The sequence below is a fragment of the Actinacidiphila paucisporea genome (assembly GCF_900142575.1).
In the GTDB taxonomy this organism is placed as follows: domain Bacteria; phylum Actinomycetota; class Actinomycetes; order Streptomycetales; family Streptomycetaceae; genus Actinacidiphila; species Actinacidiphila paucisporea.
Genome location: NZ_FRBI01000014.1, coordinates 22,121 through 46,166, shown reverse-complemented (window position 1 = coordinate 46,166; position 24,046 = coordinate 22,121). Strand labels below are relative to the sequence as shown.

Genomic DNA, 24,046 nt, shown 5'->3' with positions numbered 1-24,046 from the left:
AGGACCTAACCGGAGCAGGCGGTGCGCTGGGCCTCCTGCCATTCGCAGACGGGGCAGTAGGTGGCGCCGCGGGTGCTCGCCGGGTGTTCCGTCGGCTCGCCGCACAGCACGCAGTCGGCGAGCGGTTCCGTGGCGGGGGAGGGCGGGGGCTGCGTCACCTGTCCACCGTAGCGCCTGTGGTGCGCAGGACGGCCGCCCCGCGGGCCGGGAGCTGGACGGCGGGACCGGGCAGGATCTTGCAGCCGGGGCGGGCGAGGACCATCTCGCAGGGGGTGTTCAGCGGGACCCGGGCCGGGGTGTCGGAGAAGTTGACGACGATACGGAAGGGGCCGCGGGCCACCCGTAGCGTACGGCCGCCCGCGGTCGCGGTGACCGCGTCGAGCTGCGGGTCGGTCAGGGCGGGCTCGGAGCGGCGCAGGGCGATCAACGCGCGGTACCAGTCGAGCAGTTCGCGGTGCTCCGGCTTGTCGGGCTCGGCCCAGTCCAGGCAGGAGCGGTCCCGGGTGGCCGGGTCCTGCGGGTCGGGGACGTCCTGCTCGGCCCAGCCGTGGGCGGCGAACTCCCGGCGCCGGCCGCGGGTGATGGCCGCGCCCAGCTCCGGGTCGTGGTGGTCGGTGAAGAACTGCCAGGGGGTGCTCGCGCCCCACTCCTCGCCCATGAACAGCATCGGGGTGAAGGGCGAGGTCAGGACGAGGGCCGCGGCGGCGGCGAGCTGCTGCGCGGTGAGCCGGTCGCCGGTGGCCCGGTTGCCGATCTGGTCGTGCGTCTGGGCGTAGCCGAGCAGCCGGTGGCCGGGGAAGGCGGCGGGGTCCAGCGGGCGGCCGTGGTGGCGGCCGCGGAAGGAGGAGTGGCTGCCGTCGTGGAAGAAGCCGTGCCCGAGGACCTTGGCCAGTGCGGCGGGTCCGGCCGCGGCGAAGTCGGCGTAGTAGCCCTGGGCCTCGCCGGTGACCGCGGTGTGCAGGGCGTGGTGGAAGTCGTCGTTCCACTGGGCGTGCAGGCCCAGGCCCCCGGCCTCGCGGGGCGCGGTGGTGCGCGGGTCGTTGAGGTCGGACTCGGCGATCAGGAACAGCGGGCGGCCGACGGCCGCCGACAGCCCGTCGACGGCGGTGGACAGCTCTTCGAGGAAGTGCAGCGCGCGGGTGTCGACCAGCGCGTGGACCGCGTCGAGCCGCAGCCCGTCGAGGCGGTAGTCCCGCAGCCAGGCCAGCGCGCTGCCGATGAGGAAGGAGCGGACCTCGTCGGAGCCCGGCGCGTCCAGGTTCACCGCGTCGCCCCAGGGGGTGTGGTGGCGGTCGGTGAAGTACGGGCCGAACGGCGGCAGATGGTTGCCCGACGGGCCGAGGTGGTTGTGCACCACGTCGAGGACCACGCCCAGGCCGTGCCGGTGCGCCGCGTCGACGAAGCGCTTCATCGCCTCGGGGCCGCCGTAGGGTTCGTGCACCGCCCACAGCGACACCCCTTCGTAACCCCACCCGTTGGTGCCGGGAAAGGGGCACACGGGCATCAGCTGGACGTGGGTGATGCCGAGCCTGGCCAGGTGCGGCAGCCGTTCGACGGCCGCGTCGAAGGTGCCCTGTGCGGTGAAGGTGCCGACGTGCAGCTCGTAGAGGACCGCCCCCGGCAGCCCGCGGCCCGGCCACGGCGCCGACCAGGCGAAGGCGTCGTGGTCCACGACCGCGCTCGGCCCGTCCGGCCCGTCGGGCTGCCGGCGCGACCGCGGGTCGGGCAGTGGCGGCCCGCCGTCCAGTACGTACGCGTAGCGGGTGCCCGCCGGTGCGGACAGCTCGGCGTGCCACCAGCCCTCGCGGGACGGGTCGGGGTCGAGCCGCCGGGTGCGCTCGTCGATCAGGATCTCCACCCGCTGGGCAAGGGGCGCCCACACTTCGAACAGCACGCACATCTCCCGTCCGGTCCACGACAGTCGGTCCCGGCCAGATGCCTGCCCGCGGATCGGGCACCTCAGACCGGGTTCACTCGCCGTAATCCCGGCAGGTTGCTCACACCGACTGGTGCAGCCCGCGGCCCGCGAGCGTCAGGAACACCTCGCCGACCGCCTCCGACAGGGTCGGATGCGGGTGGATGTGCCAGGCCACATCGGCCGGCTCCGCCTCCCAGCCGACGATCAGCCGGCTCTCCGCGATCATCTCGGAGACATGCGGTCCCACCAAGTGGACACCAAGGACCGGTCCACCGCCCCGGGTCGCGACCACCTTCACGCTGCCGCCCTGCCCGTGCACCATGCCCTTGGCGACCGCGGTCAGCGGCATCGTGTCGACCACCACGTCGAGCCCGCGCGCGCGTGCCTGCTGTCGCGTGCCTGCTGTTCGGTCAGGCCCAGCGAGGCGGGCCGCTGACCCCGCCGGAGGCGCCCCCGCGACGGACCGCCGCCTCCGACCAGCCACGACGTCCGGAAGGGCCCGGGCAAAACTCGAGGAGCAGAACGGGCGGAACCCGGGTAGAGAAGGTGGCATGAGCCAAACGCCGGCGCCGAGCGCCACCTACCGAATACAGGTGCAGCCCGGCTTCACGTTCGCCCAGGCCGCCGCGGCGGCACCGTACCTCGCCCGGCTCGGCGTCAGCCATCTGCACCTCTCACCGGTGCTGGAGGCGGTGCCCGGCTCGACGCACGGCTACGACGTGGTGGACCACACGAGGATCCGGGCCGAACTGGGCGGCGAGCAGGGCCTGCGGGACCTGTCCCGCACCGCCCGCGAACACGGGCTCGGACTCGTCCTGGACATCGTGCCGAACCACATGGCCGTACCCGCCCCGGAACACCTGAACGCCCCGCTGTGGGCCGTCCTGCGGGACGGCCCCGGCTCCGCCTACGCGGACTGGTTCGACATCGACTGGGCCGCCCTCGGCGGCAAGGTGCTGCTGCCGGTGCTGGGCGAGCCGCTGCCCGACGCGCTGGGCGCGCTCTCGGTCGTGAGCGACAAGGCCGCGGGCGGCAAGGTGCTGCGGTATTACGACCACCGCTTCCCGCTGCGGCCCGGCACCGAGGACCTGCCGCTGCCCGAGTTGGTGGAGACGCAGTGGTACACCCTCGCCTACTGGCGAACCGCGCGCACCGACCTGAACTACCGCCGCTTCTTCACCATCTCCGACCTGATCGCGGTCCGGGTCGAGCGGCCCGAGGTCTTCGAGGCCACCCACGCCACCGTGCTGCGGCTGCTGCGCGACGGGGTGGCCGACGGGCTGCGGATCGACCACCCGGACGGCCTCGCCGACCCGGCGGGCTATCTGCGGCTGCTGGCCGAGGCGAGCGGCGGGCGCTGGACGGTGGTGGAGAAGATCCTTCAGCCCGACGAGCCGCTGCCCGCGGACTGGGCGTGCGCGGGCACCACCGGCTACGACGCGCTGGACCGGATCGACGGGCTGTTCACCGATCCCGAGGGCGCCGCCGCGCTGGATGCCTTCCACCGCGACTACACCGGCGCCGACGACGACCGCGGCGGCCGGTGGGCGCCGACCGCGCGCAGGGCCGCCCACCGGGTGGTCAGCGGCGACCTGACCGCCGAGGTCGCGCGGCTGCGCCGGGCGGCGGAACGCGCCGGCGGGCGGGCGTACGGCCCCGAGGCGCTGGACGGCGCGATCCGCGAGCTGCTGGTGCGGGTGCCGGTCTACCGCCCGTACGTGCCGGCCGGCGGCCCGGCCGACGCGGTGGACGAGGTGATGCTGGAGCAGGCCGCGGGGCAGGCCCGTGCGGCGGCACCGGAACTGGGCGACGCCGTGGACTTCGTACGGGACCTCGCGCTGGCCCGCCCCGCCACCGGCCGCAGCGCGGACGCCGACGACTTCACGGTGCGCTTCGCGCAGGTCGCCTCCGCGCTGCACGCCAAGTCGGTGGAGGACACCGCCTTCTACCGCTACACCCCGCTGCTGTCGTTGTGCGAGGTGGGCCGCGACCCGGGGCGGCCGGCGACCCCGCCCGCGGACTTCCACGCCTATTGCGCCCGGGTCCAGCGCGAGTGGCCGGCCACGGGCACGGTGCTGTCCACCCACGACACCAAGCGCAGCGCGGACCTGCGGCTGCGCCTCGCGGTGCTCTCGGAGCTGCCCGAGGTGTGGCGGGAGTGGCTGGAGCTGCGCGAGGAGCGCGAGGCCGAGCTGGACTGCCCGCCCGCCCCCGACCGGCAGGTGCGGTACACCACGTACCAGACCGGCGTGGGCCTCGGCTCCTGCGACCCGGAGCGCTTGGTGCCCACGGTGCTCAAGGCCGTACGGGAGGCGGGGCTGCACACCACCTGGACCGAGCAGGACGAGGCGTACGAGAAGGCGGTCACGGACTTCGTCGACCGCGGTCCCTGCGGGGCGCAGGCCCACGACATCAGCGAGTTCGCCGGGCGGCTGCACCCGTACGCCACCGCCAACTCGCTGGGCGCCGCCCTGCTGCACCTGACGATGCCGGGCGTGCCCGACGTCTACCAGGGCACCGAACTGCCGGTGCACACCCTGGTCGACCCGGACAACCGCGGCCCGATGGCGGGCGGCGCCGGCGGCACGCTGGACGGCCTGCTGTCCGGGCAGCGGCCGCGCGGTGCGGACGAGGCCAAGCTGTGGCTGACCGCGGTGGCGCTGCGGCTGCGCAGGGACCACCCGCAGTGGTACGGCACGGCGGCCGCGTACGACCCGCTGGCCGCCGACGGGCCCGCCGCGGAGCACTGCGTGGCCTTCGTACGCGGCGGCGGCGCGCTGACCGCGGTGACCCGGCTGTCCCGCCGGCTGGAGCAGGCGGGCGGCTGGCGGGACACCGTCCTGCCGCTGCCGCCCGGCGACTGGACCGACCGGCTCGGCGGCGGTACGTACCGCGGCCGGGTGCCGCTGGCCGAGCTCTTCGCCGACTCCCCGGTGGCGCTGCTGACCCGCTGACCGGCCGTCACGCCCCCGGCAGGGCGGCCTGGTCGGCCTCGGGGAGCCAGTGCCGGGCGGGGTCGTAGTCGAGCCAGGCCTGTGCGGCCGCGGCCGCGGCGAAGGCGGCGAGCAGCCGGGGCAGCACCGCGTGCTGCTCGCCGGTGCGCCAGATCGCGTGCCAGGCGTAGAGCGGGGCCGGGCCGGTGACCGGGATCTCCCTCAGGCCGCTGCCGCCCGGCACCTCGACGTCCGCGCACAGCAGCGAGAACAGCCCGGGGTGGCCGGCGAGATGGGCGAGGAAGGGGTCGAGGCCCAGGTTGATGCCGCCGAACTCGCCCGGCACGTCGAAGCGCTCGGTGAAGGCCCGCAGGAATTCCACCTTCGCGCGCGGCGCGGGGAACCACAGCCGCGCCTCCCGCAATTCGCCCGGGGTCAGAGCGTCCGCGCCGGCCAGCGCGGCGGCGCTGCTCATCACGGCCTTGACGGGCTCCAGCCTGACCAGCCGCCGGGTGACGCCGGCCGGCCACGGCTCGTCCAGCTCGTGCGTGCGGCCCAGCGCGAAGTCGATCTCGCCGTCGCGCAGCCCGGCCAGCGCCGCGGTGAAGCCGGGCCGCAGGCTCAGCTCGATGTCCAGGTCCCGGTCCTGGGCGACGACCTCGCGAACGGTGCGCAGCGGCAGGAACATGTGACCCCACACGCTGACCCGCAGCGCCCGATCCTCGTGCCGCGCGGCGGCCACCGCGGCTTCCCCCGCCCTGACCAGCTCGCGCGCCGGGTCGAGGAACCTGCGCCCGGCGTCGGTGAGCTCCACGCCGTGCCCGGTGCGGTCGAAGAGCTTGCGGCCGAGCGCGTCCTCCAGCCGGGCGACCCGCTTGGACAGCGCCTGCTGGGTCAGGTACAGCTCGGCGGCGGCCTGCCCGAAGTGCAGCCGGTCGGCGGTGACCACGAAGGCCCGCACCTGCGCCAGGTCGAGATCCACCGCCGCGCCCCCGTCTCTCACGCCTGCCCGGTCGGCAGGACGATCACCTGCCGCAGGTTAACGCGCGCGGGGCGGCTGGTGACGTACGCGATCAGGTCGGCGATGTCGTCCGACGTCAGCGCCTCGGGGAAGGCCTGGAACATCCCGTCGAGCTGCGCCGACAGCTCCGCGTTGTCGATGTGCCCGCCCAGCTCGGTGTCGGTCAGGCCCGGCTCGATGTTGGTGACCCTGACCCCGCGCGGCCCGAACTCCGAGCGCAGCGACGCCGACAGATGCGTCAGCGCGGCCTTGGTGGCGCTGTAGACGGCGTAGCCAGGGAAGACCAGGTGCGCGCCGATCGACGAGACGTTGACCAGGTCGGCGCGCCCGCCGCCGGCCGCGGCGGCCAGCAGGTCGTCGCGGAAGGCGTCGATGACCCGCAGGGCGCCGGTGAGGTTGGTGTCCACCATCCGCGCCCACTCGTCGGCGCGGCCCGCGTCGATCGGGTTGGGCAGCATGATGCCGGCGGCGTTGACCACCAGGTCGGCGGGGCCGAAGGCCTCCCCGACGCGGGCGGCCGCGGCCCTGACCGAGGCGTCGTCGGTGACGTCGGCGGTGACCGCCAGCGCCACGCCGCCGGCGGCGGCGATCTTCTCGGCGAGCGTGTCGAGCCGCTCGGCGCGGCGGGCCAGCAGCGCGACCCGCGCGCCCTGCGTCGCCAGCAGGCGGGCCGTGGCCTCGCCCATGCCGCTGGCGGCCCCGGTGACGACGGCGGTGCGGCCGGTGAGATCGCCGAAAGCAGTGGTGCTCATGAGAGGTGACTCCCTGGAGTGACCCGCGGGGCGGGTGGTGTCGTGCTGACCCCTCCACTGTGCGACGGCCCGCGCGCGTCACCCAGGGCTGTGGCCTACCTGGGTCCGGCAGTACCAGGCTCGGCCGCCGCGGGGCGCATATGGTCGTCGGCATGGACAACACGCTCGGCGATTTCCTGCAGACCAGGCGGGCCAGGATCCAGCCGGAGGACGTCGGCCTGCCCCCGTACGGCAGACGCCGGGTGCCGGGGCTGCGCCGCGAGGAGGTCGCGCAGCTCGCCGGGGTCAGCGTCGACTACTACATCCGGCTCGAACAGGGCCGCGGCAAGAACGTCTCCGACGCGGTCCTCGACGCCGTCGCCAGGGTGCTGCGGCTCGACCCGACCGAGCACGAGCACCTGCGGGACCTCGCGCGGCCTGCCCGCAGGACCACGCCCGCGCCGTCCAGCGGCGTACGGCCCGGCCTGCGCCTGCTGCTCGACAGCATGGCCGACTGCCCCGCCATGGTCATCGACCACCGCATGGAGGTGCTGGCCTGGAACGCGCTGTCCGACGCCCTCCACGACTTCGCCTCCGACGCCTCCCACCGCAGCATGCCGCGCCGGGTCTTCCTCGACCCCCAGGCCGTCGACCTCTACCCGGAATGGCCCGCGGTCGCCGCCGAAACCGTCGCCTACCTCCGCCTCGGCGCCGGCCGCCACCCCGACGACGCCCGCCTCACCGCGCTGATCGGCGAACTGTCCGTGCGCAGCGAGCACTTCCGCCGCCTGTGGGCCGACCACCTGGTCAAGGAGAAGACCCACGGCGTCAAGCACATCCTGCACCCCGTGGCAGGCGAACTGCGCCTCGCCTACGAGACCCTGGCCCTCCCTGGCGACGCCGACCTGACCGTCGTCGCGTACACCGCCCCGCCCGGCTCCTCGACGGCGGAGCGCCTCGCCGTGCTGGCGAGCTGGCACGCGGGCGCCGAGCGCCTCGACGGCTCCCGTCAGGGCTGACAACCGGCGGTCGTCGATGCGGACGGATGGCTGTTGGACGCAGCCTCTGACCTGCGGTTTTCCTGGATTCAGCGGTTCGCGGCACGTGGCCGCACCGGATCGAGGAGCTGACGATGAAGGCACTGCTGCCCACAGGCGACCCCGCGAAGCTGGTCGCGTACGGCGAGGTGGACGAGCCGCGGCCGGCACCCGGTCAGGCGCTGGTCAAGGTCGAGGCCTTCTCCGTCAACCGTGGTGAGGTCTTCCGGCTGCACGGCGCGCTGCCCAGCGTCGGGCTGCGGCCGGGCAAGGACGTCGCCGGCCTGGTCGTCCAGGCCGCCGCCGACGGCACCGGGCCGCGCGCCGGGCAGCGCGTCGTCGCCCACCCGCCGGGCGGCGGCTGGGCCGAATACGCCGCCGTCGACACCGATCGCCTCGCGGTCCTGCCCGACGCCGTCCCCACGGTCGCCGCGGCCGCCCTCCCGCTCGCCGGCCTCACCGCCCTGCGCCTGCTGCGCACCGCGGGCAGCCTGGCCGGCCGCTCCCTGCTCATCACCGGCGCGTCGGGCGGCGTCGGCCACTACACCACCGAACTCGCCGTCGCCGCGGGCGCGCGGGTGACCGCGGTCAGCGCGACGCCCGAACGCGGCCGGCGGCTCGCCGAGTTCGGCGCCACCGTCGTGCAGGACCTCGCCGCCGCCGGCGGACCCTTCCACACGGTGATGGAATCCGTCGGCGGCCCGTCGACAGCCCGCGCCCTCGCCCTCCTGCGCCCGCACGGCGAGCTGATCTGGTTCGGCCAGGCGTCCCGCCGACCGGCCACGCTCGACTTCTTCGCCTTCTTCGACGGCCCGTCCTGCGCGGCGGTCCGCCACTTCCACTACGAGGACTTCCCCGAGCCCTACGCCCTCGACCTCGCCACCCTCGTCCGCCTCGTCGCGGAATCCCGCCTCCACCCGGAAATCGGCAGGCTCGCCGACTGGTCGGACACGGCGTCGGTCCTGGCCGACCTCCACGAGCGTCGCATTGCGGGCAATGCGGTCCTTACGACGGGGCCGTGAACACCCCCTGCGGGGTGGCCGTTACGACCCCGCGGTCGTGCCCCGTGGCGGTGGGGGGTCGCCTTTCCCGCCGTCGTGGCTGGTCGCTCCGTTCTCCCCCAGAGCTTCGCCTGGGGGTACCCCCACGCGCCCCTGAAAGGCGCCCACCTTCCCGCGCAGAGGGCCCCTGGCGGGGCCGAACGCCTGGGGCGTTGGAGGACGCGGGCCTAAAAGGGGCGCGGGGAACTGCGCGCGCAACCACGACGCACCGCAACTGTGCAGGCAACAGAAGGGGGCTGCCCCATAGGGGTGCGGGTCGTGGGGCCTAGTCGGCTGGGCGTTGGAGGACGACCATCGTGCGGTCTGCCAGGAGGATGCGGTCGCCCGCCGCGACGCGCTCGCCCGCGCCCGGGGGCACGCCCTCCGGGCGCTCCGTGTCGATGATCAGCTGCCACTCCTTGCCGTGGCTGACCGGGACCAGGAACTCCTGGGCCCGGGGCGCGGCGTTGAACATCAGCAGGAAGGAGTCGTCGGTGACGGGCTCACCGCGGGGGCCCGGCTCGGAGATGGCGTTGCCGTTGAGGAAGACGACGAGCGAGCGGGCGTGGGCGGCCTGCCATTCGCGCTGGGTCATCTCGCCGCCCTGCGCGGTGAACCACGCGATGTCGGACAGCTCGTCGTGGGTGCCCTCCACGGGGCGGCCGTGGAAGAAGCGGCGGCGGCGGAAGACCGCGTGGTCGCGGCGCAGCCACACCATCGTCCGGACGAACTCGTGCATCCGGTGCGCCTCGTCCGTCGCCTCGTCGGTGCCCGGCTTGCCCGGCCAGGCGATCCAGGACAGTTCGTTGTCCTGGCAGTAGACGTTGTTGTTGCCGTTCTGGGTGCGGCCGAACTCGTCGCCGTGGGAGAGCATGGGCACGCCCTGCGAGAGCATCAGCGTCGCGACGAAGTTGCGCATCTGGCGCTGCCGCAGCGCCTTGACCTGCCGGTCGTCGGTGGGGCCTTCCGCACCGCAGTTCCAGGAGCGGTTGAAGCTCTCGCCGTCGCGGTTGTTCTCCCCGTTGGCCTCGTTGTGCTTGTCGTTGTACGACACCAGGTCGCGCAGGGTGAAGCCGTCGTGGCAGGTCACGAAGTTGATGGAGGCCAGCGGGCGGCGCCCGTCGTCCTGGTAGAGGTCGGAGGAGCCGGTGAGCCGGGAGCCGAACTCGGCGAGCGTGGCGCTCTCGCCGCGCCACAGGTCACGTACGGTGTCGCGGAACTTGCCGTTCCACTCGGTCCACAGCGGCGGGAAGTTGCCGACCTGGTAGCCGCCCTCGCCGACGTCCCACGGCTCGGCGATCAGCTTGACCTGGGAGACGACCGGGTCCTGCTGGACCAGATCGAAGAACGACGACAGCCGGTCGACCTCGTGGAACTGCCGGGCCAGGGTGGCGGCCAGATCGAAGCGGAAGCCGTCGACGTGCATCTCGGTGACCCAGTAGCGCAGCGAGTCCATGATCAGCTGGAGGACGTGGGGGCTGCGCATGAGCAGCGAGTTTCCGGTGCCGGTGGTGTCGGTGTAATACCGCTTGTCGCTGCCGAGCCGGTAGTACGAGGCGTTGTCCAGGCCCCGCAGCGACAGGGTCGGTCCGAGGTGGCTGCCCTCGGCGGTGTGGTTGTAGACCACGTCGAGGATCACCTCGATGCCGGCCCGGTGCAGCGCCCTGACCGCGGTCTTGAACTCCAGCACCTGTTGCCCGCGGTCGCCCAGCGAGGCGTACGCGTGGTGCGGGGCGAAGAACCCGATGGTGTTGTAACCCCAGTAGTTGGCCAGGCCGGCGTCCCTCAGGCGGTGGTCCTGGACGAACTGGTGGACCGGCATCAGTTCCAGGGTCGTGACGCCCAGTTCCACCAGATGGCCGATCACGGACGGGTGCGCGAGGGCCGCGTAGGTGCCGCGGATCTCCTCGGGCAGGTCCGGGTGGGTCATCGTCAGGCCCTTGACGTGGGCCTCGTAGATGACGGTGCGGTGGTAGTCGATCCGCGGTGGCCGATCGTCGGCCCAGTCGAAGTACGGGTTGACCACCACCGAGGCCATGGTGTGCGGGGCGGAGTCCAGGTCGTTGCGCGAGTCGGGCTGGCCGAAGCGGTAGCCGTAGACCGACTCGTCCCAGTCGATGTCGCCGCTCACCGCCTTGGCGTAGGGGTCGAGCAGCAGTTTCGCCGAGTTGCAGCGGTGCCCGCGGGCCGGGTCGTAGGGGCCGTGCACCCGGAAGCCGTACCGCTGACCGGGCATCACCCCCGGCAGATACGCGTGCCGTACGAAGGCGTCGGCCTCGCGCAGCTCCACGGCCGTCTCGGATCCGTCGTCGTGCAGCAGACACAGTTCGATCCGCGACGCCACCTCGGAGAAGACGGCGAAGTTGGTGCCCGCGCCGTCGAAGGTGGCGCCGAGGGGGTAGGACTGACCCGGCCAGACTTGCATGTCGAGACTCTTCCACTCCTGACCGGGCCGAGCGGCCCGGTCACCTGGTCCTCGCACCCGGCGTTACGTCGCGAGAGGTTGCCGAGCAGTCATCCTCCCACCCGCTCCCACCGGAGGGTGACACAGCCACAACAGCCAGCGACCGTACGAGTGATGGGGTTGTCCGGTAGTAGTCAAGTAGGGTCGATACTGCTGCGACACCCCCCGCACCGCAGTACCCTTCCTTGATCGTGGACGGGGGTGGGAGGCGGTGAAGTGGCGACGTCCGGAGGTCTGATGCTCCCGGGAGGCGGTGAGCAGGGTGACCAGCACGACACCACTGTGGAGGGGCCGCCGGGAGCGGTCACTCTCGCTCAGCCCATGGAGATCGGAGCGGAGCTGGACTGGGGCGCCGACGCCTGGGCGGAGGTGCGCACCCGCGCCCGCAGGGCCGGCCGCGCGTACATCTGGCTGAACCTGGTCGAGCAGCGGCTGCGGGCCGTCGTCAACGCGGTGCTGCGCCCGATCTACGAGCCCGTGCACGGCGAGGAGTGGGTGGTCGCCGCTGCGGGCCCGGCCGGGCACGAGTGGGTCCAGCGGGCCGTCGCCGTACGCGAGGTGAGCCGCCGCAAGGGCTTCCTGCTCGACCCGGCCGACGACAACGTGCTGAGCTTTCTGACGCTGCCGCAGCTGCGGGAGCTGGTCGTCCAGCACTGGCCGTGCTTCGAGCCGTACTTCGACGACCGCCGCGACCTCGAACTGGCCCTCGACGAGCTGGAGGTCGCCCGGCACGTCGTCTCCCGCAACCGGGCGCTGTCCCGGACGGTCCTGGACCAGGCGGAACGGGCCTGCGCGCGGCTGCTGGAGCTGCTGGGGGCGGGAAGCGCCCGTACGGCCGCGCAGCGGCTGCCGGTCGACGCGATCGAGGAGCTGGTCGCCGACCGCTTCTCCGACGTCATCGGCGTCTACGCCGACCGGGTGCGACTGCAGCGCCAGCTGCCCGTCGAGGACCTCTTCGCCGGGGCCCGGCGGCTGGACGCGGTCGGTATCGGGCTGAACCTGCTGGTGCAGAACTACTCGGGGCGCCGGCTGGTCCGGCTTGCCGAGGCGGGCTGCCGGGTGCGGCTGCTGTTCCTCAACCCGGCCAGCAGCGCCGTCCGCCGCCGCGAGCGCGAACTGGGCCTCGGGCGCGGTGAGATGAGCCGCTCCGTGGAGATGAACATCATGCACATGCGGCGGGTGCGGGCCCGGCTGCGCGACCCCGGGGCATTCGAGATCCAGGTCTTCGACGAGACCCCGCGCTTCACCGCCTACCTGGTCGACGGCGACAGCGGCGAGGGGCTCGCGGTCGTCCAGTCGTATCTGCGCAGGGCGCGCGGCATGGAGGTGCCGGTGATGGTGCTGCGCGGCGGTTCGCGGCGGGTCGTCTCCGACGACCGGCCGGCCGACGGCGGGCTCTTCGAGGTCTACCGCGAGGAGTTCGAGAGCATCTGGACCGACGCCCGGCCGGTGTCCTGACCCCCGCGGCGCCGACCCGCCCGGAGCCGGGAGTGTCAGTGGTGCAGGCGATGATGGCAGGGCACACGGGGGAAGACGGGGTGGGAAGGGGCTCGCCATGGCATGGCACGAGGATCTGCTGGTCGGTTTCGACCTGGAGACCACGGGGACGGATCCGCGGCAGGCGCGGATCGTGACGGCGGCGGTCACCGAGGTGAAGGACGGCCAGCCGGTGCGGCACCGCGCCTGGCTGGCCGACCCGGGCGTGCCGATACCGGCCGAGACCACCGCCATCCACGGCGTCAGCACCGCGCGGGCGGCCGCCGAGGGGCGCCCGGCGCCCGAGGTGGTCGCCGAGGTCGCCGACGCGGTGCGCGGCTACTGGGCAGCGCGGGTCCCGGTCGTGGTCTACAACGCGCCCTTCGACCTGACCCTGCTGGACGCCGAGTTGCGGCGCTACGCGATGCCGCCGCTGGTCGCCCCGGGCGGCCGGCCGGGGCCCGTGGTCGACCCGCTGGTCATCGACCGGGCGCTGGACAAGTACCGCCGCGGCAAGCGCACGCTGGAGGCGGCCTGCGCCGTCTACGGCGTGGTCCTCGACGGCGCCCACGACGCGGGAGCCGACGCGCTGGCCGCGGTCCGGGTCGCCCGGGCCCTGGCTGCCCGCTTCCCCGAGGCGGGCGAGGCCGACCTGTGGGACCTGCACATGGCCCAGGGCGGCTGGTACGCCGCCTGGGCCGAGGACTTCACCGCCTGGCTCCGCCGCCGCGACGCCGCCGCCACCCCGATCCCCCCTGCCTGGCCGCTCCAGCCGGCGGCTTGACGGGACGCCGGCCACGGCTGGGTGACCTCCGAGGCCGGCGGCTTGACGTGGCATCGGCCCGGCTGGGGTGACGTCGCGCGCCAGGGGCTTGACGGAGCGCCGGTCCCGGCCGGGTGGCTCTTCAGCCGGCGGCTTGACGCGGCGCCGGGCGGGCGACCGCCCCTGGTGAGGTGTTACCGCCGGCGGTTGTGCCCTGCCGAGGCGTCGGGAAGGGCGCGGCGCCGGCTCAGGTGGTGACCCGCCGGTCAGGCGCCCTCTTCGGTGGCGGCGGATGCCACCGGCTCCGGCGCCCTGGCCCCGGGGACGGTCGGCTCCTGCGGCTGCTGGACGACCAGCACCGCCACCACCAGGCCGATCACCGCGAGCCCCGCGGCGCCCAGGAAGGCGCTGTGGTAGCCGGCGTTCACCGCGTCCGCGGGCGTACCGCCGTGGTGGTGGGAGGTGCGGGAGTTGGCGACGGCCGCCAGGACGGCGACGCCCATGCCGGCGCCCAGCCGCTGGGCGGTGTTCACCAGACCGGAGACGATGCCGGTCTCGTTGGGCAGCGCGGCCTTCATCGCCGGCATGGTCGAGCCGACGAAGCAGGCCGGCAGGCCCACGGCGAAGATGGCCGCGGCGGGCAGGAAACCCGTCACGTAGTCGGCGTGGGTGGGGATCCTGGACAGCAGCAGCAGGGCGGCCGTCAGCAGGGCCAGGCCCCCGATGAGCACCATCCGCGGCCCGACCGCCTTGAGCGCGCGCGGGATGAGCAGCCGCGCAACCGGGATGCCGGTGACCGCGATCGGCAGCACCGCCAGGCCCGAGGTGACGGCGCTGTAGCCGTGCACCTCCTGGAAGTACAGCGACAGGAAGACGAAGACCGGCACGTGCGAGGCGCCGACCAGGAAGCTCACCACCGAGGAGCCGGTGATGTTGCGGGAGCGGAACAGCCGGAAGGGCAGCAGCGGTGTCTCGACCCGGCGCTCGATCAGCACGAAGCTCAGTCCGAGCAGCACCGCGAGCCCGGCCAGCAGCCAGTGCTCCAGGTCGAGCGAGCCCTCGGCGCCCTTGGTGACGACGTAGACCAGCAGCAGCAGGCACCCGGTGCCGGTGACCATGCCGGGCAGGTCGAGTTCGTGGCGCCGGACCGCCCGCAGGTCGACGGCGTCGGGCGGCAGCAGCCGGTTGCTGACCAACAGGCCCAGGACGCCGATCGGCACGTTGATCAGGAAGACCCACTGCCAGCCGAGGGCGGACACGATCAGACCGCCGATCGCGACGCCGCCCGCCGCGCCGACCGCGCCCATCGCGCTCCATACGCCGAACGCCCGACGGTAGGCCTCCGGCTCGGTGAAGACCGCGGTGATCAGGGCGAGTTCGGCCGGGATCAGGATGGCGGCGCCGACGCCCTGGACGGCTCGGGCGGCGATCAGCGCCCAGCCCGAGTGGGTGAGGCCGGCCAGCAGGGACGCGGCGGTGAACACGGTGAGCCCGGTCTGGAACATCAGCCGCCGGCCGAGCCGGTCGGTGGTGCGGCCGGCGCCTAACTGGAAGCCGCCGAAGGTCACCTGGTAGGCACTGCTGACCCAGACCAGGGTGGCGACGCTCATGGCCAGGGCCTTGCCGATGCTCGGCATCGCGAGGTTGACGACGGACGAGTCGAGGAAGACGACGAGTTCGACGCTCGTGAGCAGCAGAAGCGTCCCGCGCTGCCCCGCGAGTGTGTTCGGCATGCCAAGGTCCCTTCCCTGCATGGAGCCGCCCGGGAGCGGTATACCGGCTAAGTCTGACACCGGTGCAAGGGTTACTTCAAAGGAGGGCATCGCCGCAGTTGCGCGGGGTCGGACAGGCCGTCAGAACGAATACCAGCGCACCGTCGCGTCGCCCGACCGCAGCGACGCCACCCGGCGGCGGAATTCGACGCGCGCGGCCGGGTTGGCCGCCGCGTGCTGGGCGACCCAGGCGCAGCCTGCCGTCTCCCGCGCCCCGCGCAGCACCTCGCTGCCCTCCCACTCCGCCACATCCCAGCCGTAGGCGTCGGTGAAGGAGGTGTAGGCGGCGGCCGGCACCCCGTAGCGGTCGCGGTTGAGGGTGTGCACGACGAGGTCGTGCTCGCGCAGGTCGGAGGAGAAGGTCTCCAGGTCGACCAGGACCGGCCCGTCCGGGCCGATGTGGACGTTGCGCGGCAGCGCGTCGCCGTGGATCGGGCCGCGCGGCAGGTGCGGCACCAGGTCGGTGACCGCGGCGGCCAGCCGGTCCTTGCGCGCCCGCAGGAAGGCCGCGTCGGCCGGGTCGATCGCGTCCCCCGCCAGCCGCAGCCAGCGCTCGACGCCACCGAGCAGATCCCGCGGCGGCAGCCCGAAGTCCGGCTCGGGCAGCGCGTGCACCAGTCGCAGCAGCGGGGCGACGTCGGCGGGCTCCGCGGGCCGCAGCGACTCGGGTAGCCGCTGCCAGTAGGTGATCGGGTGGCCGTCGACCAGCCGCACCTCGGACTCGGCGGACCGCACCGCGGGCACGTCGTGCTTGGCGAGCCAGTCCGCGGTGCGCACCTCGCGGCGGGCCCGGTCCAGCAGGTCGGCGCCGCGCCCGACCTTGATCACCAGCCGGCCGGCCGCGAAGACCGCGTTCTCCCCGAAGGAGAGCAGGTCGGCCGACGGGTGACCCGCGTTCTCCAGCACCGCCTGCGCCCGCTCCTGCGTGAACGCCGCTTCCGCCATGCCCCGACCCCTCCGAAGTCCGCCCCGCCGGGCGGCAGCCCGCCGCCCGACCCGCTCGCATATGCCGCTGTCATCGCCCATGTGTACGGACAACGGCAAGTGTCCCACTGCGGCACCCCTGTTTTCCGCGGGGTTTGCCGCCGGTCCGTTCCGAATACGTACCCCCGTGAGCGATGACTTCGCACCGCGCGGCCGGTCGGTATCTGCGACGACCGCCGCTCGGCGGCCCGGCAGAAGGAGGTCACGCGGTGGCACCGGCCCCCGGTCCTGAGAACACCGCAGGTCACAGCCGTGGCTCGGCGGTGGTCAGCGTGGACGCGGCCGGGCTGCCCGCCACGACCGCCACCCTCGGGGCGCTGGCCAGGCTGCGGCTCGCCGCCCGCCGCACCGGCTGCCGGGTGCGGTTGTGCGGTGCGTCACCCGGCCTGCGGATGCTGGTGCAACTGGCCGGGCTCGGCGGGGAGTTCGAGTGGGAGCCCGAAGAGCGGGAAGAGCCGGGCCGCGTCGTGGAATGACGTCATCGTGCTGATCCGCCCGCCGGAGGTCTCGATCACCTGGAGGGCGAACGCCCGGAAACCGCCCTCGGGCGTCGGGCGGTACTGCGCGAAACCGGGCAGCCCGCTGGCCCCGACCGGCACCAGCCGCGAGCCCGCGCAGCCGGCGCCGACGGTCGCCATGAAGTCCCGTATGTCGTCGTGACCGGTCACCCACATCGGGTACGGCGGCATGTTGAGCACCGCGTCCTCGTGCAGCAGCGTGGTCAGCGACGCCAGGTCGTACCGCTCGAAGGCGTCGACGTAGCGGGCGAGCAGCGCCTCCCGCTCGTCGTCCAGTGCCGCGTCGCGCACCGCCGTGTCGGCCGACGCGCCCGCCTGCGCAAGGGTTGCCCTGGCCCGCTGGAGCGCGCTGTTCACCGACGGCACGGTCGTCTCCAGCAGCTCCGCGGTCTCGCTGGCCTTCCAGGCCAGCACCTCGCGCAGGATCAGCACCGCCCGCTGCCGCGGCGGCAGATGCTGCAACGCGGCGATGAAGGCGAGCCTGACGGTCTCCCTGGAGACCACCACGTCGGCCGGGTCGCCGCCCTCGGGCACCACCCGGCCGTCGGGAGCGGGCTCCACCCACATCCCGTCCGACGTCGGGTCGGGCAGCACCGCGTCGGCGTGCGAGGCGGGGGAGAGGTCCATCGGCCTGGCCCGGCGCTTGCCGGCGTTGAGGCTGTCCATGCACACGTTGGTCGCGATGCGGTACAGCCAGGACCGCAGCGAGGATCGGCCCTCGAACCGGTCGGCGGCCCGCCAGGCCCGCACCAGCGTCTCCTGCACGGCGTCCTCCGCCTCGAAGGCGGAGCCGAGCATCCGGTAGCAATAGCCGGTCAGCTCCACCCGGTGCTGCTCGAGGCCGCGCTCGACCTCGTCGGCGTCCGCCACCGTCGTCCCGCTCGCGCTGCTCTCCCGTACGGTCATGTTCTCCACCGTAACCGCGACCACTGACAGTGCCCCCGCACCGTCGCGGCGCGGGGACACTGCCATGGCGGACCGCCAGGTCAGACGCGGTCGGGCAACTGCTGCGCCGGGTGCGGCGCGGGGGCCGGCGGCTGCGGCAGGGCCGACTCGTCGTGCGTGAGGTCGGGCAGCCGGTGCATCCAGCGCGGCAGATACCAGTTCCGGTCGCCGAGCAGCGTCATCACCGCGGGCAGCAGCACCCCGCGGATCACGGTGGCGTCGATCAGCACCGCGAAGGCCAGGCCGACGCCCATCTGCTTCATGCTCTGCATCGACAGGGTGCCGAAGATCGCGAAGACGGCGACCATGATCACGGCGGCGCTGGTGACGACGCCCGCGGTGGTGGTGATGCCGTGCTCGATGGCGCCCTTGGTGGCCAGCCCGCGCATCCTGGCCTCGCGGATCCGGGAGACCACGAAGACGTGGTAGTCCATGCTCAGCCCGAAGAGGATCACGAAGAGGAACAGCGGCAGCCAGGCCACCACCGCGCCGGTGCCGTGCGCGCCCACCAGCGAGGCGCCCCAGCCGTGCTGGAAGACCGCGGTGAGGATGCCGTAGGCGGCGCCCACCGACAGCAGGTTCAGCGCGATCGAGGTCAGTGCGATGGTCAGCGACCTGAAGGACAGCAGCATCAGCAGGAAGGCGAAGACGGTCACGAAGGCGAAGACCGGCGGCACACTGCTGGTGATCTTGTGGGCGAAGTCCATCGACCCGGCCGTCTCACCGGAGATCGGTGCCTGCACGCCGGCCACCTCCAGGAGCGTGTCGGGGCGCACCTGGTTTCGCAGCAGCCGCACATCGGCCTCGGCCTTGGCGCGGTCGCTGCCGCCCTCCAGCGGTACGTCGATCCTGGCGACGTTCTGCGCGCTGTGCACGGTGACCGTCACCGGGCCCTTGCTGGCGCCGGAGGAGACCGCCTCGGCACGGAAGGCGGCGATGGCGTTGCGGACCGCGGGGGAGTCGATGTCGCCGGCCTTGACCACCACGTGGGCGGGGTCGGGGCCGCCGGGGAAGGCGGTGTTGATGCGGTCGTAGGTCTGGATGATCGCCGGGCCGTCGCCCAGTTCCTGCTGCATCGACAGGTTCGCGGTCTTCATGCCGAAGGCGGGCAGGGCCAGGGCCAGCAGCGCGCCGCCGGCGATGACCGTGGCCGCCTTGGGGTGGCGCAGCACCGGACCGAGCACGGACCGCCAGAAGCGGCTGTTGCCGGGCGCCGCGGGACGGCCGCCGGCCTGCCGCCGCCTGCGCCGCCGGTTCAGGAACGGGAGGCGGCCCTTCTCGACCCGGTGGCCGAGCAGCGACAGCAGCGCGGGCAGCACGGTGACCGAGCCGAACATCGCGATGGCGACCACGATCATCGTGGCCACACCCATGGCCTTGAAGTCGCCGATGCCGGTGAGGAGCATGCCCGCCATGGCCACGATCACGGTGACGCCGGAGATCAGGATCGCCCGGCCCGAGGTGGCGGCGGCGATCCGCAGCGCGGTGTCCGCGTCATGCCCCGCGGCCCGCTCCTCGCGCTCCCTGCGCAGGTAGAACAGGCAGTAGTCGACGCCGACCGCGAGGCCGACCAGCAGCATCACCGAGTTGGCGGTGTCGCTCATCGGCACCAGGTGGCTGACCACCGCCACCACACCGCCGGCCGCGACGAAGGCGGTCATCGCCAGCGCCACCGGCAGCAGCGCCGCGACCAGCGCGCCGAAGGCGATCAGCAGGATGCCCAGGGCCAGGGGCACCGCGGAGAATTCCGCGGTCTTGAAGTCGCTGCCGAAGGCGTCGTTCAGCACCTTCTCCGCACTGGCGTCGCCGAACTCCTCGATCCGCAGGTCGGGATGCTTCGCCTGGACCTGCTCGACCCGGGCCGTCACCGGTTCGACCCGGTCGGCTGCGGTCTTCGCCTCGCCGCGCACGTCGAACCGCACCAGCGCGGAACGCCCGTCCACCGAGATCGACCTGGAGGCGTACGGCGAGGTGACCGCGGTGACCTGACCGGTGGACTCGACCGCCCTCATCACCTCGCCCACCACGGTGCGGAAGCCCAGGTCGGTGGCGCTGCCCGCGCCCTTGACCTGGATGAGCACCATCTCGCTCGCGGGGGGCTTGAGTCCCGCGTCGTCGTTGATCGTGGCGGCCTGGCTGACCTCGCCGGGCATCGAGCGGTCCTCGTCGACGTCGACCCGCCCGGCCGACTGGCCGACGAAGACCGCGAGGATGACGAAGAGCAGCCAGCCGCCCACCGCGGCCCACCGGTGCCGGGCGCTCCAGCTGCCCATCGATGCCGCGATGCCCATCCTGCTGCCGTGTGCGCGTGCGCGACTCACGGTGTCCCCCTTGTAAGGCTCGTCTCGGGTGGCGGCGCCGGGCCGCTCCTTCCACCAAGGACGCTACGGTCGGCAGACGCGCCGACCCATCCGGCCTGCTGGTGACTTCACAGCGGGCCATCTCCCCCTTGGGGGTGGGGACAACCCCACCATCCCACGGTGGTTGCCCCTTACACGAACAGCGGCGAACGCCCAGGCCACGCCCGGTGCGGGCCGGCGGGACGGCTCAGGCGGACAGCAGCCGGCGGGCGGCGGGACGCAGCGCCTCGTCGTAGCGGCGCAGCAGCAGCCCGACCACCTCGGGGGCCGCGCCGAGCACCGGCGCCAGCAGGTCCGCGCCCGCCTCGCGGGCGCCGCGGGCGATCCGGTCGGGCAGGAAACCGGGCGCGATCACGTACGGTGCCACCGCGATCCGCCGCACCCCCTCGGCACGCAGCGCCCTGACCGCGTCCTCGGTGCGGGGCAGGGACGCGGAGGCGAACGCGGGCCGCACGGCGCACCAGCCGGTGTGCCGCCACTCCCGCGCGATCTCCGCGATGACCGCGCCCGCCTCCGGATCGGTGGAGCCCGCCGAGGCCAGCACGACGCCGGTCGACGAGCGGTCGCCGGGCCGCAGCCCGGCCTCGGCCAGCCGGCGCTCCAGCGCTGCGGTCAGCAGCGGGGAGGGGCCCAGCACGTCCGCGGTGCGCAGCCGCAGGCGGGGCAGCGCCGCGGCGGATTCCCGCAGCACCGCGGGGATGTCGGTCTTGGCGTGGAAGGCCCGGGTCAGCAGCAGCGGCAGCGCCACCGCGTCCCGTACGCCGTCGGCCGCGAGCCGGCCCACGGCCTGCGGCACCGAGGGCGCGCACAGGTCCAGGAAGGCGGTGTCGACCCGCAGCCCCGGCCTGGCCGCCGCGACCCGCCGCGTCAGGGCGTGTACGGTCGCGGCGTGCCGCGGGTCGCGGGAACCGTGCGCGATGACGAGCAGCGGGGGCGCGGACAGGCCGGGGCGCGACGTCACTGGCTTCCCGCGGTCAGCCCCCGCGAGCGCAGCACCCAGCGCTCCAGCGGGCTGAAGATCAGCAGGTCGATGGCGATACCGACGAAGAGGATCAGCAGGATGCCCAGGAAGACGCCGGCCATGTCGGAGCCCTCCCGCATGTTCTCCAGGTAGCGGCCGAGCCCCACCCCCAGGTCGGGCGAGGACGCGATCAGCTCGGCGGCCATCAGCGAGCGCCAGGAGAAGGCCCAGCCCTGCTTCAGGCCCGCCACGTATCCGGGCAGCGCGGCAGGCAGCAGGATGAACCACGCCCCGCGCAGCCCGGTGGCGCCGATGGTGCGGCCGGCCCGCAGATACAGCGGCGGCACCTGGTCGATACCGGCGACGAGGCCGTTGGCGATCGACGGCACCGCGCCGAGCAGGATGACGGCGTACATGGTGGAGTTGTTCAGGCCGAGCCAGATCACCGCGGCCGGCACCCACGCCACCGAGGGCAGCGACTGCAGGCCGGACAGGATCGGCCCGATCGCGGCCCGTACGAAGGGCACCCTGGCCACCACCAGGCCCAGCGGGGTGCCGATGACCAGCGCGGCGGCGAAGCCCAGCAGGCCGTGCGACACGCTGGTCCAGATGATCGAGAAGAGGTCGCCGGCATTCCACCGGTCGACCAGTTCCTGGCCGACGGCCGAGGGGCTGGGCAGCTTCGTCTGATCGGCGAGCTTGGCCCAGACCGCCAACTGCCAGACCACCAGCACCAGGACGATCGCGCTGATCGGCGGCAGCACCTTCTTGACCAGCACCTGCCCTACCGGCGTCCGCTTGACGACGACGGCGTCCAGCGCGTCGAGGCCGGCCTCCAGACCCGACAGGTCGTGCCGGTCGGGCTGCTCCTGCGCGGGGGCGTCCGCCGGGCTCTTCCCCAGGGGCGCGGCGTCCTGTGCGCCCGACGTCTCAGTGCTGGCCATGGCGGCGGATCTCCCCACGCAGTTCTTCGGTGATCTCGACGGACAGGTCGGCCACGGCCGCGTCCTCGATCCGGCGAGGCTGCGGTATGTCGATGGACCACTCGCGGTTGATCCGCCCGGGCCGCGAGGAGAGCAGGACGACCCGCTGTGCCAGCCGTACCGCCTCCCGCACGTTGTGCGTCACGAACAGCACCGACAGGTCGGTCTCCGACCAGATGCGGGTCAGCTCGTCGTGCAGCACGTCCCGGGTGATCGCGTCCAGCGCCGCGAACGGCTCGTCCATGAGCAGCAGTTGGCTGTCCTGAGCGAGCGCCCTGGCCAGCGCGACACGCTGCCGCATACCACCGGACAGCTCGTGCACCCGCTTGCCGTACGCCCCGCCCAGCCGCACCAGCGACAGCAGCCGCTCGGCCTCGGGGCGGCGCTGCTCGCGCGGCATCCCACGCATCCGCAAGGTCAGTTCGATGTTCTTGCCCGCGGTCAGCCACGGGAAGAGGGCGTGCTCCTGGAACATCAGGGCCGGCCGGCCGCCGGGAGTCGTGATGCTCCCGGCGGACGGCTTGTCGAGTCCCGCGACCAGGTTCAGCAGTGTCGACTTGCCGCATCCCGAGGCGCCCAGGAGGCAGACGAACTCGCCGGGGCGCACATCGAGTGTGATGTCGTCCAGTACGAGCTGCTGGGCGCCGGGCCTGCCGAACGCCTTCGACACATGGTCGAGCCTGGCCGCGTGCGCGGCGCTTTCCGCGTGCTGCGCGGCGGCACTGGTGAGAGTGTCGGCCATGGAAGTCACCTCCTGGGGTTCTCGGTTGGATCAGCTGGTCGGTTGCTGCCGGGTGCCGTACCGCGCCGCTGTCACTGGGTGCCGAGACCCGCCGCGTCGACCGTCGGCTGCCCCTGGGCCTTGAGGACCTTGTTGAGCAGCGTCAGGTCGTAGATGCCGTCCAGCTTCGGTGCCTTGAGCAGACCGGCGGAGACCGCGTGTTCGGCCTCGGTCTTGGCGGTGGCGGCCAGCGGGTCGTCGGTCACCTGGATGGACGCCCACGCCGGGTCCAGGACCTTCGCGGGCAGCGCCTTCTGCGTCAGCTGCTCCAGCTGGGCGTTGGCGTCGGCCTTGGCCTTGTCGGAGTTCGCCTTGATCCACGCGTCGGTCTTCACCGAGCCGCGCAGCACCGCCTCGACCACGTCGGGATGGGCCGACAGGAACTTCTGCGACACGATCACGTTGGTGATCACGAACTGCTTGTTCGGCCACAGCGAGCTCTCGTCGAGCAGCACCTTGGCGCCTTCGGCGACCAGCTTCGAGGCGGTGGGTTCCGGCACCCACGCACCGTCGATGGAGCCGTTCTTGTACGCGTCAGGGGTGATCTTGTTGTCGGTGCGCACGACCGACACGTCGCCCTTGCCGCTCTGCGCGTCGACCTTCCAGCCCTGCGTCTTGATCCAGTTCAGCAGCGCCACGTCCTGGGTGTTGCCGAGCTGCGGGGTGGCGATCTTCTTGCCCTTGACGTCCGCCAGGGTCTTGATCTTCGCCGGGTTGACCACCAGCTTCACGCCGCCCGAGGCCGAACCCGAGATGATCTTCAGGTTGGAGCCGCCGGACTTGGTGTAGCCGTTGATCGCGGGGGAGGGGCCGATCCAGCCGATGTCGATCGACCCGGCGTTCAGCGCCTCGATCTCGGCAGGACCGGCGTTGAAGGTGGCCGGCTTGATCTTCGTGCTGCCGAGTTCCTGCTGGAAGAAGCCTTCCTTGAGCCCGACCAGGGCGGTGGCGTGGGTCAGGTTCGGGAAGTAGCCGATCTTCACCTCGTCGGCGGAGAGCTTGGCGGTCGTCGCACCCGTCGACGTGGCGGGGGCCGACGAGTTGGAGCCGTCCGACTTGTTGTCGGAGCCGTAGCCGCAGGCGGCGAGTACGCCGAGGAACAGGGGGAGGGCGGCGGCCACGGCGATGAGTCTGTGGCGGGGTGCGGAGGTGCGGGACGCGGAACTGGCTTGCGCAGACACGGGTGTGTCCTCTCGTAAGGCCCGGCGTGTCGCGCGCTAAGGCGCGGCCGGAATTTCGTCAGGTCTTCGAAGGTGGAGCATCGGGACGCGCGGAGCGCGACAGGGGCGTACGCCGACGGCTGCGGCTGCGCCGCGAACCGCCGTAAGCAGGGTCAGCCCGCACATCGCGCGACCCCGC

19 protein-coding genes and 1 pseudogene are annotated in these 24,046 nt (G+C 73.1%); 6 read left to right on the top strand and 14 right to left on the bottom strand.

Going from position 1 to position 24,046, the window contains the following annotated elements; translation table 11 throughout:
- Positions 1 to 5 precede the first annotated feature (5 nt).
- The 3 genes and pseudogenes from BUE44_RS37920 to BUE44_RS21045 all read right to left on the bottom strand — a co-directional run.
- Positions 6 to 158 carry a hypothetical protein gene (locus BUE44_RS37920; protein ID WP_200804477.1) on the bottom strand — a complete coding sequence of 51 codons (153 nt, stop codon included), beginning with the start codon at positions 156 to 158 and terminating at the stop codon, positions 6 to 8.
- Positions 155 to 1,894, bottom strand: coding sequence for a malto-oligosyltrehalose trehalohydrolase (gene treZ, locus BUE44_RS21050; RefSeq protein ID WP_073500629.1), 1,740 nt, complete (start codon positions 1,892 to 1,894; stop codon positions 155 to 157). The genes BUE44_RS37920 and treZ overlap by 4 nt, the downstream gene beginning before the upstream one ends.
- Before the next feature lie 103 nt (positions 1,895 to 1,997).
- A pseudogene (locus BUE44_RS21045) lies at positions 1,998 to 2,306 on the bottom strand (dihydrolipoyl dehydrogenase); the annotation flags it as partial.
- Positions 2,307 to 2,469: 163 nt separating this feature from the next.
- Between BUE44_RS21045 and treY the strand changes: the two are divergent.
- Positions 2,470 to 4,872 (top strand): malto-oligosyltrehalose synthase, encoded by a 2,403-nt coding sequence (gene treY / locus BUE44_RS21040; protein WP_073500525.1) that lies wholly within the window; start codon positions 2,470 to 2,472, stop codon positions 4,870 to 4,872.
- 7 nt (positions 4,873 to 4,879) lie between these two features.
- Here the strand turns inward: treY and BUE44_RS21035 are convergent, their stop codons facing one another.
- Entirely contained in the window at positions 4,880 to 5,854 is a 975-nt protein-coding gene (locus BUE44_RS21035; protein ID WP_235002314.1) for a LysR family transcriptional regulator, read from the bottom strand.
- Positions 5,851 to 6,624 (bottom strand): SDR family oxidoreductase, encoded by a 774-nt coding sequence (locus tag BUE44_RS21030; RefSeq protein ID WP_073500523.1) that lies wholly within the window; start codon positions 6,622 to 6,624, stop codon positions 5,851 to 5,853. The genes BUE44_RS21035 and BUE44_RS21030 overlap by 4 nt, the downstream gene beginning before the upstream one ends.
- Before the next feature lie 152 nt (positions 6,625 to 6,776).
- Between BUE44_RS21030 and BUE44_RS21025 the strand changes: the two genes are divergently transcribed.
- Positions 6,777 to 7,622, top strand: a complete 846-nt coding sequence (locus tag BUE44_RS21025; RefSeq protein WP_073500628.1) for a helix-turn-helix transcriptional regulator — start codon at positions 6,777 to 6,779, stop codon at positions 7,620 to 7,622.
- A gap of 113 nt (positions 7,623 to 7,735) precedes the next feature.
- On the top strand, positions 7,736 to 8,662 hold the full coding sequence (locus BUE44_RS21020; RefSeq protein WP_073500522.1) for a zinc-binding dehydrogenase: 927 nt from the start codon (positions 7,736 to 7,738) through the stop codon (positions 8,660 to 8,662).
- A gap of 304 nt (positions 8,663 to 8,966) precedes the next feature.
- Here BUE44_RS21020 and glgX read toward each other — a convergent pair whose 3' ends face one another.
- Positions 8,967 to 11,105, bottom strand: coding sequence for a glycogen debranching protein GlgX (gene glgX, locus BUE44_RS21015; protein WP_073500521.1), 2,139 nt, complete (start codon positions 11,103 to 11,105; stop codon positions 8,967 to 8,969).
- A gap of 276 nt (positions 11,106 to 11,381) precedes the next feature.
- Between glgX and BUE44_RS21010 the strand changes: the two genes are divergently transcribed.
- Positions 11,382 to 12,602 (top strand): SAV2148 family HEPN domain-containing protein, encoded by a 1,221-nt coding sequence (locus BUE44_RS21010; RefSeq protein ID WP_073500520.1) that lies wholly within the window; start codon positions 11,382 to 11,384, stop codon positions 12,600 to 12,602.
- Between the two features lie 97 nt (positions 12,603 to 12,699).
- Positions 12,700 to 13,404 carry an exonuclease domain-containing protein gene (locus BUE44_RS21005; RefSeq protein ID WP_073500519.1) on the top strand — a complete coding sequence of 235 codons (705 nt, stop codon included), beginning with the start codon at positions 12,700 to 12,702 and terminating at the stop codon, positions 13,402 to 13,404.
- Between the two features lie 245 nt (positions 13,405 to 13,649).
- Here BUE44_RS21005 and BUE44_RS21000 read toward each other — a convergent pair whose 3' ends face one another.
- A complete protein-coding gene (locus BUE44_RS21000; protein WP_073500518.1) occupies positions 13,650 to 15,116 on the bottom strand; it encodes an MFS transporter in 1,467 nt (488 codons plus the stop codon).
- A gap of 120 nt (positions 15,117 to 15,236) precedes the next feature.
- Positions 15,237 to 16,100 carry an aminoglycoside phosphotransferase family protein gene (locus BUE44_RS20995; RefSeq protein WP_073500517.1) on the bottom strand — a complete coding sequence of 288 codons (864 nt, stop codon included), beginning with the start codon at positions 16,098 to 16,100 and terminating at the stop codon, positions 15,237 to 15,239.
- 248 nt (positions 16,101 to 16,348) lie between these two features.
- On the opposite strand from BUE44_RS20995, the gene BUE44_RS20990 reads away from it, so the two are divergent.
- On the top strand, positions 16,349 to 16,615 hold the full coding sequence (locus tag BUE44_RS20990; protein ID WP_073500516.1) for an STAS domain-containing protein: 267 nt from the start codon (positions 16,349 to 16,351) through the stop codon (positions 16,613 to 16,615).
- On the opposite strand, the gene BUE44_RS20985 is transcribed toward BUE44_RS20990, so the two are convergent.
- The 6 genes from BUE44_RS20985 to BUE44_RS20960 form a co-directional block, all read right to left on the bottom strand.
- Positions 16,517 to 17,563, bottom strand: a complete 1,047-nt coding sequence (locus BUE44_RS20985) for a sigma-70 family RNA polymerase sigma factor (RefSeq protein WP_073500515.1) — start codon at positions 17,561 to 17,563, stop codon at positions 16,517 to 16,519. The genes BUE44_RS20990 and BUE44_RS20985 overlap by 99 nt on opposite strands.
- Before the next feature lie 80 nt (positions 17,564 to 17,643).
- Positions 17,644 to 19,893: an MMPL family transporter gene (locus BUE44_RS20980; protein ID WP_073500514.1), complete on the bottom strand. Its 2,250-nt coding sequence runs from the start codon at positions 19,891 to 19,893 to the stop codon at positions 17,644 to 17,646.
- 256 nt (positions 19,894 to 20,149) lie between these two features.
- Positions 20,150 to 20,905, bottom strand: coding sequence for a sirohydrochlorin chelatase (locus tag BUE44_RS20975; RefSeq protein WP_073500627.1), 756 nt, complete (start codon positions 20,903 to 20,905; stop codon positions 20,150 to 20,152).
- Between the two features lie 14 nt (positions 20,906 to 20,919).
- Positions 20,920 to 21,867 carry an ABC transporter permease gene (locus tag BUE44_RS20970; RefSeq protein ID WP_073500513.1) on the bottom strand — a complete coding sequence of 316 codons (948 nt, stop codon included), beginning with the start codon at positions 21,865 to 21,867 and terminating at the stop codon, positions 20,920 to 20,922.
- Positions 21,854 to 22,657: an ABC transporter ATP-binding protein gene (locus BUE44_RS20965; RefSeq protein WP_073500512.1), complete on the bottom strand. Its 804-nt coding sequence runs from the start codon at positions 22,655 to 22,657 to the stop codon at positions 21,854 to 21,856. The genes BUE44_RS20970 and BUE44_RS20965 overlap by 14 nt, the downstream gene beginning before the upstream one ends.
- Before the next feature lie 62 nt (positions 22,658 to 22,719).
- Positions 22,720 to 23,808: an aliphatic sulfonate ABC transporter substrate-binding protein gene (locus BUE44_RS20960; protein ID WP_235002312.1), complete on the bottom strand. Its 1,089-nt coding sequence runs from the start codon at positions 23,806 to 23,808 to the stop codon at positions 22,720 to 22,722.
- Positions 23,809 to 24,046 lie beyond the last annotated feature (238 nt).